Genomic DNA, 9,136 nt, shown 5'->3' with positions numbered 1-9,136 from the left:
TCCTTCCTGCCCCAGCGGACCTTCCTGGGAGGAGAACCTATGGGGTGCGTGACGGGCCTGCACGCCGGATCGCTCCGAAGCTTTTCGGGTCGCACGGCCAGCGGCCGTGGTTTCAGCTAGGAATGACGAAGTAATGTTTGTCCAACGTCTTTCAACACTATATCCCCAAAAGCGTGACCGTAGGTGTCATTAATTGACTTAAAATGATCGAGGTCAGCCAACAGAATCGACAATGGGTGATGGTACCGTTGAGCACGGAGGCATTCTTCTTTTGCGCGCTCTTCAAAGCGTCGCCGATTTGCCAACCCCGTCAAGACATCTTCTCGCGCCAGATGTTCCAGCTGAGACTGCTGCTCTTGCAACGTTTTTTGGTAGCGAACAATACGCTCACCAACTTTGATCCGTGCCTGCAATTCCGTCATGCTAAACGGCTTGGTCAGGTAGTCCGCTGCCCCAAGTTCAAGCCCTTTGACTTTATCTTCTAAGGTGTCTCGCGCTGAAGTAATAATGATGTGGAGATCGCGAAGCTTTTGGTCGCCTTGCACCGTGCGACAGAATTCAAATCCATCCATCTCTGGCATCATCAGGTCGAGCAGAACGATATCAGCCATCTGCTCTCGCAACCGTGTCAGCGCTTCTCTGCCAGTTGCCGCTGTTGTGATGGCATACCCCATGCCCTTCACCATCAGTGCTACCATTTCACGAATTTCCCTATCGTCTTCGACGATAAGAACCCGGAGTTGTCTACTTGTCGCTGGGTCACTCTGTGCCATGGTTTCTCTTATCTTCGGAACTGCCCGGCCATCTTTCCCGTTCACCTCTGAGAAGTCAAGGGAAACCCCCGGCAGGGTAGTTCGTCTCGGTTATTGGTTGATAACCCGCTCGCTTGCGAAACTCTGCCCCTCATCTACTTATGAGGCTCGTCGCTGGAGTCGTTCGAGCAGCATCATTTCATCAGCTAACGTTTTCTTGCCCCACGGAGATTCATGCATCCACTGGGTGAGATCGGCTGGTGGAATGGGACGGCTCAAGAAATATCCTTGTGCGATATCACACCCTAACGCAGCCAAGGCATTCCAGGTCGCTTGATCCTCAACACCTTCAGCGACAATCTTGAGACCGAGGTTATGTCCCAACTCGATTGTGGCACGAACGATGGCCGCGTCATTCTCGTCTGTCGTTAAGCCTTGCACAAACGACTTGTCAATTTTCAACGTGTTCAACGGCAGTCGCCGCAACAAGGCCAGAGACGAGTATCCGGTACCGAAATCGTCAATCGCAATACTTACACCCATCTCTCGTAACTCCGAGAGCGTTTTCAGCGTACTATCCATGTCAACCACGATTGCGGTCTCTGTAATTTCAACTTCAAGAGAAGTCGGGGGTACTCCCCACGACTCGCAGAGTCCGGCAATCGTGCGTGGAATCTGCACATCTTGGAGATCGCGCATTGACAGGTTTACAGCGGTGTTCATCTCAATGCCGGCCTCATGCCACACCCGACACTGACGAATCCCTTCATTCAATGCCCACCGGCTGATCGACCGAATAAGGCCTGTTTGTTCGGCCAGTGGGATAAAGCGGTCTGGTGGAATCAGCCCTTGTTGGGGATGTTTCCAACGAATCAACGCCTCTACTTGAGTCACGGTTCCTGAAGCCATGTCAGCTTTCGGTTGATAGTACAGAAGCAATTGCTCCTGCTCGATGGCCTGACGGAGATCGCTGATCAACACCAGACGATTAGGGTTGTAGCGATCCTCTTGCTCCTGCGTGTAGAATGCGTACCCACTCCCTGCTTCTTTCGCCAAATGCATCGTCATATCAGCGCGTCGCGTCAACGTTTCGACATCTGCCCCGTGGTCAGGATACAACACGACGCCAATACTCGCACTCACAGTCACTTTGTGATTCTCGATAAGAAACGGCGCTTCGAGAACTTGAAGGAGCCGCCGTGCGAGTCGTGTCGCACCGGCAGTGTCACTCACGGTCGGTAAGAGAACGACGAACTCATCCCCACTCAAACGGGCTAAGGTGTCAGCGCGCCGTAACGCGCCCTGCAGACGAGGCGCGACTTGCTGCAGAATCACATCTCCCCAACGATAGCCAAAGGTATCATTGATTTCCCGGAAACGATCGAGATCAATATAGAGCAACGTCAGACGGCGCCCTTTGTCTTGTGCAGCGCGCAGTGCCTCAGTGAATGCCTCGTTAAATAAGGCGCGATTCGGCAGTCCTGTCAGCGCGTCGTGCAAGGACTGATGTTTAAGCGCGGCACTCTGCGCTTCATGCTCAGTCACATCACGTGCATTGATGATCGCCCGCAAGGGTTGCCCCTCGTCCGGTAGAGTAATACTACTTGCCTCCAATACTCGCCATTCCCCTGCCGTAGACTGCAAACGTAACTTTACCGCACTGCTCGTTCCTGGCTGATCAAAGGTACGACGGAGGGTTTCTCGGATAGCCTGCGAATCGTCCTCGTGCGCATGCGTAAAAATACTCGCCCCTGTCAGTGCGTCCGCTCTATATCCTAAGATACGCTCGCTCGAACGACTGGCATACTGAATCGCACCGTCTACCGTCAGGACAAGAATCAAATCTAAGGCATTTTCTAAAAGCGCACGAAACTGATCAGTATCCTTGCGTCGGACATGGCGATCACGCGCGTCGCGCAACTCCCGCTCGATCGCTGGGATCAGCCGCGTCAAGTTGTCTTTCATAAGATAGTCACGCGCGCCAGCTTTCATAGCGGCAGCAGCAGTCTCCTCGCTGATGTGCCCCGAGACAACAAAGAACGGGAGATCAACTTGGCGTTCCTGGAGCAGTTGGAGTGCATCCAAAGCGCTGAACTGAGGAAGGACATAGTCCGAGATCACCAAATCCCACTCTTTGCTCTCAAGCGCAACAACCATCGTTGCCGCGGTCTCTACCTGTTCCCATGTCGGCTCATACCCGCCTTTACGGAGGGTATGCATGAGCAAGGTTGCATCGTCTGCTGAGTCTTCAACTACTAAGACACGCAACGGCGTGCGCATTTCGTTTCTCTCCTTCTACAGCAGGGCAATGGAATGAGAATAAGTAGGTGCCCCACCAGTACCAGGCAATTCGCAGTCTCCGGTTCCGCTTCACACGAGGACATCGGCTCCTGACTCAAAAGATTTAGCAGGCAAAAAAGGCCTGTCACTCGTTGCCTTCGCCACAGATTTGGGTTAGGGATAACGGCGCTGTTCACCAGGGGAGGCACATATGGAAACTCGTCCACCGTTCTTAGTTCCCGAGCAATTTGGCCCTCTTCAAGGGGTGCGTGTTCTGTCGACTGGCAGCTTGATCGCCCAACCGTATGCGGCGACGCTTGCGGCAGAGATGGGCGCAGAAGTTATTCAAGTCGAGCGTCCAGGAGAAGGCGATGCGGCCTGGCGTCACCTCGGACGACAATTACCAACGACCGATGGCAAGGGAAAAATCGCCACGACATGGATTCAAGAGCGTCGCAATGAGTTTTATGTCTCTTTAGATATGAGTAAGCCTGAGGGGAAGGATATTTTCCTGCGCCTCATCAAGTCCTGCGACTTATGGATGGAGAGTTCAAAACCCGGTAGCTACACCAAATGGGGACTTACTGATGAAGTCGTGCTACAAGCAAACCCCAAAATTGTGATTACCCATGTCTCTGGGTACGGACAATCTGGGCACCCGGATTATCTCGGACGCGCATCGTACGACATGATCGGGCAGGCGTTCGGTGGGTTAATGTACCAAACTGGATTTCCAGACCCGGATCCACCCATTCGCGCCAATCCATGGACCGCAGATTATATTACGGCGTTGTTCTGCCTCTGGTCCTCCCTGGCGGGCTACATCTATGCCCAACGCACGGGGAAGGGGCAAGTTGTCGATGTCTCACAGTTTGAGTCTATTCATCGACTTCTTTCCGGCACGATGGTTGAGTATTTTACCGATGGATTCGTTCGTGGTCGTTCGGGCAATAAGGCTACTGCCTTTCAGCCATACAATGCCTTTCAAGCCAGTGATGGCTGGGTTGTGATCGGCGCGGTTGGTCTGGCGGTCTTTTCTCGCGTGTGTCAGGCCATTGGCTTGGACCCCAATGATCCCAAATGGCAACAAGCAAGTACCGACGTCAACTCAATCGAAGGCATCGAGTTTGACGCGCTCTTACAAGGGTGGGTGGCTGAACGTTCGGTCGCTGAAGTCGTCGAAATCATGAATGCCAACCAGGTCGCGTGCTGCCCCATTATGAACAGCAAGGACATGGCCGAGGACCAACACTATCGTGCACGTCAGGTCCACGTGGAATGGGAAGACGGACAAGCTGGCAAAGTCAAAGGCACTGGGATTACGCCGAAGTTCTCGCTCACACCAGGAAAAATCTGGCGCGGTTCAGTTGCCGTGGGCCACGACAACGAACGTATCTATTCGCATTTCGCTGGACTCACGAAAGATGGCCTCACGCGTTTGCAAGAAAAAGGGGTGATTTAAGCGGAGAGAAAGAACTGAGGATGACGCCGACAGGATTGTCGAGGCTCTTTGCCGTCATCCCTGCGCAAGCGAGGAGCCAGGAGGATCAAGCATTGGCCTTTGGTTATACCTCCTGGATTCCGGGTCTTGCGCTGCTCGCCCGGAATGACGTCTCCTTACGTTTCAAACCTTTTTGATGAATCGGCACGCATGCCATTATTAGACATACGAGATCTGCGCAAACGTTACGATAGTGTCGAAGCGTTGCGGGGCGTGTCGTTCGCTGTTGAGCGTGGTGAGATTTTCGGGCTCCTCGGGCCAAACGGTGCAGGTAAATCTACCACGATTAACATTCTCCTTGGCCTGATACTCGCCGACGGTGGGCACATCGAAATCTTTGGGCAAGATTTTGCTCGTCACGCGCTCGCCATTCGGCGGCGGATGAACGTCGCCGCCGCCTTCACCAGCCTCAATGGTGTGCTCACTGTGCGTGAGAACCTCCGGGTGTATGGTCATATTTACGGGGTCAAAAATGTCCGCGCTAAGATTGACGAATTACTAGAACGGTTCGAGATTACCGACCTGGCTGATAAGAAACTGCAGTATTTGAGTTCTGGCCAACATACGCGGGTCACGCTCTGTAAGGGACTCATTAACGATCCCGAACTCCTCTTGTTAGACGAATGTACAGTCGGTCTTGACCCGGATATTGCCGAGAAAACCCGACGTGCCCTCAAGGAATTTCAACGCGAGAGACAAACAACGATTGTGTTTACCTCACACAACATGAATGAAGTCGAAGAACTGTGCGGTCGTATCGCGTTTGTCAGTAAAGGACAGATTCTTCGTATCGATACCGCCGAGCGCATCACGCAACTGATTCCCCAGCAAACCCTTACCCTTCGCTTTCGTGCCGGGACTGCGGTGGCCACCCTTCCCTTGCCTGACAACCTTCCAGCCGCTGAAGTTGGAGGAGACTCAAGCCTGCGCTTTGTCTTGAATAACCCCGAGCAGCAGCTTGATGCGATTCTGCGCTATTGCACTCAGTCTGGCGCGGCAATTGCTGACATCCAGCTCGTCCGGCCAACGTTGGAGGATGTGTTTATTAAGGTGGCAAGAGGGGAGATTTGAAAACAATGAAGAATTAAGAATGTAAAATTAAAAATTGGGGAACAGAGAACCCTAATCTTCAATGAATTGTTTGCGTTCTTATTCGTCATTTTTCATTCTGCATTTTTAATTTTTAATTACTATATGTTTTCTGAGCTGTACACATTACGCCCCTCAGTCGTCTGGGGCCTGGTCTATAAGTTCACTGCGATTTGCTATCGCAGCCTGGATCGCATCTTCGACATTGTGTACTGGCCGGTGATCTCCTTGTTGTTGTGGGGGTTCACCAGCACCTTCGTCGCGACCACTTCATCAGCCTCTGGGGTAAGGGAATTCTTCCTGGGGGGAGCCGTGCTGTGGAGTTTGTTTTGGCGGGCACAGACAGATGTCGGCACGTTTGTCCTTGAAGACTTCTGGAGCCGCAATATCTACAACCTGTTCGCTTCACCCGTCACCCCACTTGAACTCTTCAGTGCGATTGGCTTGATCGGCCTGCTCCGCTGCATCCTGAGTTTCCTCTTTCTGAGTATTCTCACGTGGCTGCTGTATGCCTTTAATATCCTGCAAGTGGGAGGAATGGCGCTCGTGATCTTTACCAGCATTCTTCTGCTCTTTGGTTGGGTTGTCGGCATCATGATCGCAGCACTCATTTTTCGTTACGGTCTCCGGATTCAAGTGCTCGCGTGGTCGGTAGGCTTCATCATTCAACCGTTTAGCTGTGTCTTTTATCCGCTGGAGAGTATGCCACGATGGGTCCAGCTTATCGCCGTCACACTCCCGACTACGCATGTGTTTGAAGGTCTCCGCTATGCAATCGCCACCGGAGAAATCGCGCATCAATCGCTCTTCTTGGCGTTAGGGCTTACTGCGATATTGCTCATTGTGTCGCTGTGGTTTTTCCAGTACGCCTTACAACAAGCTCGACGACGCGGATTACTAACGCGAGCGGAGATGGCGTGAGACGTAAAACGTAAAGCGTAATACGTAACCACCCCACCCTGCCCCTTTACGTTTTACGTTTTACGTTTTACGCATTACACTTTACGTCGCTTATTTCGCACCAAGTAGTGACAACTAGTCACAGATGGAGTTCCTATGCCCGGTAAACTCAAAGCCTTTCACCAATTCCGCTCAGCCATGAACGAAAAACTGCTGAGCAAAGGTAACCTGCAACTCAAACGCTTCTTCAACCTCGACTCACAAGTCTATGTCGAGGGCGCACTCCCGGCGAAAACAAAAGAGCTGATGGGGTTAGTTGCGTCGGCAGTGTTACGCTGTGATGATTGTATTACGTATCACCTCATTCAATGCGCCGAGCTCGATGTGACTGACGAAGAGTTCTTTGAGACATTTAATGTGATTTTGATCGTCGGTGGTTCGATCACGATCCCGCATATCCGGCGCGCAGTAGAGACCTTGGAAGAAATTCGCCAAGCAGCAGCAACAGTAAAAAAGGGGAGTGGCAACAAGGGAAAAAAGAAGAGTAAAGCCAGGCAATAGACGATAAGTTTCCCTCTCCCTATCAGGGAGAGGGTGAGGGTGAGGGTCAAAAGCGGAGAGTGAAGATAAAGGCAATCGCAAATTGCTTTAGACATAAGCGGACACACCATGAAATGGACAACAATTCTGCTCTTTCTCATGCTGGGAGTGGTTATGGCCAATGCACAAGACAAGCCCGCTCCACCGAATGCGCCAGCAGCGGCGCCGCGGAAAAGTACGCTGGCCGAGCAATCGCAAGTCGCTCTGACCGTGTACAATTCCAACATTGCCCTAGTCCGAGAACAACGTGAAGTCGAGCTATCTGCTGGGGCCAATACTTTACAATTTGTCGACGTGCCCGCGCAGATTCTTCCGACTACCGTCCACATCAAATCCTTGAGCGATGCGCAGGCGCTACGTGTGTTAGAGCAGAACTACGAATATGACCTATTGAATCCCGAGAAACTGCTAGAGAAATATGTGGGAAAAGAAGTCAAAATTTTTGATAAAAACTACTACACCGGCAAAGATGAACTAGCGGTCGCCACCTTACTTTCGACTAACAACGGGTTCGTCTATCAAATCAATAACGAGATCCACATCAATCCCCCTGGGCGGGTCATTCTTCCGCAAGTGCCGGAAAATTTGATGGCCAAACCCACACTGGTGTGGCTCTTACAAGCGACTCGTGCCGGTAAACAAAAAGTTGAAGCCTCGTATTTGACCAATCAGGTCACCTGGCAAGCCGACTATATCGCTGTGCTCAACGTCGATGACACCAAAGCTGACCTCACAGGTTGGGTGACGATCGACAACAAATCTGGCACTTCGTATCAGAACGCTACCTTGAAACTCGTGGCTGGCGATGTCCATCGCATTGCTCCACAGCGGATATACGCAAAAACCATGGCGATGGAAGCGCGCGCGCAAGATGCGGCTCCACAATTCAAAGAAGAGAGCTTCTTTGAATATCATTTGTACACGTTAGATCGCCCCGCCACCGTCAAAGACAATCAAACCAAACAAATGACGCTGCTCACTGCCACAGGCATCCCTATCGTTAAACGGCTGCTGTTCAAAGGACAGCAAATGTATTTCTATGACATGTACGGAGAAGGCACTTTCCAAAAACAAAAAGTGAGCGTCGTGCTCGAAATTGAAAACTCGCAGAAAAACAATCTCGGCATGCCACTACCCAAAGGCACCGTCCGCGTCTACAAAGCCGACAAAGACGGCGGCAATCAATTCATCGGCGAAGATGCCATCGATCACACACCAAAAGATGAGAAGTTCTCCATTAAAATGGGCGAAGCGTTCGATGTCGTTGGCGAACGCAAGCAGACCGACTTCAAGCGACTCTCGTCAACCGTCACTGAGAGTAGCTGGGAAATTGCGCTTCGTAATCACAAAGCCGAGGGTGTCACTGTACGTGTTGAAGAACCGGTTCCTGGCGATTGGGAAATACTTTCCAACTCACATAAGTACACAAAAGCCGACGCGCACACCTTGCAGTTCGATGTGCCGGTGGCCAAGAATGCTGAGGTCAAAGTTTCGTATCGGGTGCGGGTGAAGATGTGAGAGAAGGTAATAGGCTGTAGGCTGTGGAAGCTGTTGATAAATTCCTTGGAGGCTGGAACAAAAAGCAAAACCGTGCTTCGACAGCTTCCTAGGGGGAAATGGAAGAATGTAGGGTGGGCATTGCCCACCTGACTACCCAACAATTTCCTGCACTCTCCCCACCGCTCCACTCTCCAAGCGCACTTTGATCCCCCGTGAATGATACGCCGCGCTTGTCAGAATATCCTTAACGATCCCACGTGTTCGCTTGCCACTTCGTTGGTCTTGCTTCAAGACGATATCGACCTGCAGGCCGGGTCTGATGTCTTTGCGGTTTTGTCCGTTCATCGTGTCATTCCCATTCTTTGCGATCTCCCATCGCTCAACTTTCTAAATAGAAACTCACTCGATGGAAAGTGCTAGGCGGCGAGGGGAAGCGCATACACCTGACGTTCCACCGGGAAGGACCGGCGTTTTTGCAGCCAAGCAAAGACTAAATTGACTAATTCCTCTATAC

Annotated in this window: 8 protein-coding genes; 5 read left to right on the top strand and 3 right to left on the bottom strand. The window is 51.7% G+C overall.

Features of this window, described 5'->3' with window-relative positions:
• Positions 1 to 116: 116 nt before the first annotated feature.
• Complete coding sequence (locus FJ147_25060; GenBank protein MBM4259156.1) at positions 117 to 773, bottom strand: response regulator; 657 nt, start codon at positions 771 to 773, stop codon at positions 117 to 119.
• Between the two features lie 138 nt (positions 774 to 911).
• On the bottom strand, positions 912 to 3,032 hold the full coding sequence (locus tag FJ147_25055; protein MBM4259155.1) for an EAL domain-containing protein: 2,121 nt from the start codon (positions 3,030 to 3,032) through the stop codon (positions 912 to 914).
• A 211-nt stretch (positions 3,033 to 3,243) separates the two neighbouring features.
• Here FJ147_25055 and FJ147_25050 point away from each other — a divergent pair, with 211 nt between their 5' ends.
• The 5 genes from FJ147_25050 to FJ147_25030 all read left to right on the top strand — a co-directional run bounded on the left by FJ147_25050 (position 3,244) and on the right by FJ147_25030 (position 8,640).
• Positions 3,244 to 4,494 carry a CoA transferase gene (locus tag FJ147_25050; GenBank protein ID MBM4259154.1) on the top strand — a complete coding sequence of 417 codons (1,251 nt, stop codon included), beginning with the start codon at positions 3,244 to 3,246 and terminating at the stop codon, positions 4,492 to 4,494.
• 144 nt (positions 4,495 to 4,638) lie between these two features.
• A complete protein-coding gene (locus tag FJ147_25045) occupies positions 4,639 to 5,604 on the top strand; it encodes an ABC transporter ATP-binding protein (GenBank protein MBM4259153.1) in 966 nt (321 codons plus the stop codon).
• Between the two features lie 123 nt (positions 5,605 to 5,727).
• Positions 5,728 to 6,543 (top strand): ABC transporter permease, encoded by an 816-nt coding sequence (locus FJ147_25040; GenBank protein MBM4259152.1) that lies wholly within the window; start codon positions 5,728 to 5,730, stop codon positions 6,541 to 6,543.
• Between the two features lie 135 nt (positions 6,544 to 6,678).
• Entirely contained in the window at positions 6,679 to 7,083 is a 405-nt protein-coding gene (locus tag FJ147_25035; protein ID MBM4259151.1) for a carboxymuconolactone decarboxylase family protein, read from the top strand.
• Positions 7,084 to 7,191: 108 nt separating this feature from the next.
• On the top strand, positions 7,192 to 8,640 hold the full coding sequence (locus FJ147_25030) for a DUF4139 domain-containing protein (protein ID MBM4259150.1): 1,449 nt from the start codon (positions 7,192 to 7,194) through the stop codon (positions 8,638 to 8,640).
• Positions 8,641 to 8,772: 132 nt separating this feature from the next.
• Here the strand turns inward: FJ147_25030 and FJ147_25025 are convergent, their stop codons facing one another.
• Complete coding sequence (locus tag FJ147_25025; protein ID MBM4259149.1) at positions 8,773 to 8,967, bottom strand: YwbE family protein; 195 nt, start codon at positions 8,965 to 8,967, stop codon at positions 8,773 to 8,775.
• Between the last annotated feature and the right edge of the window lie 169 nt (positions 8,968 to 9,136).

The sequence above is a fragment of the Deltaproteobacteria bacterium genome (assembly GCA_016874775.1).
Classification (GTDB): domain Bacteria; phylum Desulfobacterota; class Binatia; order Bin18; family Bin18; genus VGTJ01.
Note: the sequence above shows the minus strand (reverse complement) of the source record. Positions and strands in the feature narration are given on the sequence as shown.

Bases quoted from the DNA above. Each gene is read 5' to 3' on its own strand.
- FJ147_25060 (MBM4259156.1), bottom strand. From the start codon at position 773: ATGGCACAGAGTGACCCAGCGACAAGTAGACAACTCCGGGTTCTTATC.
- FJ147_25055 (MBM4259155.1), bottom strand. From the start codon at position 3,032: ATGCGCACGCCGTTGCGTGTCTTAGTAGTTGAAGACTCAGCAGACGAT.
- FJ147_25050 (MBM4259154.1), top strand. From the start codon at position 3,244: ATGGAAACTCGTCCACCGTTCTTAGTTCCCGAGCAATTTGGCCCTCTT.
- FJ147_25045 (MBM4259153.1), top strand. From the start codon at position 4,639: ATGACGTCTCCTTACGTTTCAAACCTTTTTGATGAATCGGCACGCATG.
- FJ147_25040 (MBM4259152.1), top strand. From the start codon at position 5,728: ATGTTTTCTGAGCTGTACACATTACGCCCCTCAGTCGTCTGGGGCCTG.
- FJ147_25035 (MBM4259151.1), top strand. From the start codon at position 6,679: ATGCCCGGTAAACTCAAAGCCTTTCACCAATTCCGCTCAGCCATGAAC.
- FJ147_25030 (MBM4259150.1), top strand. From the start codon at position 7,192: ATGAAATGGACAACAATTCTGCTCTTTCTCATGCTGGGAGTGGTTATG.
- FJ147_25025 (MBM4259149.1), bottom strand. From the start codon at position 8,967: ATGAACGGACAAAACCGCAAAGACATCAGACCCGGCCTGCAGGTCGAT.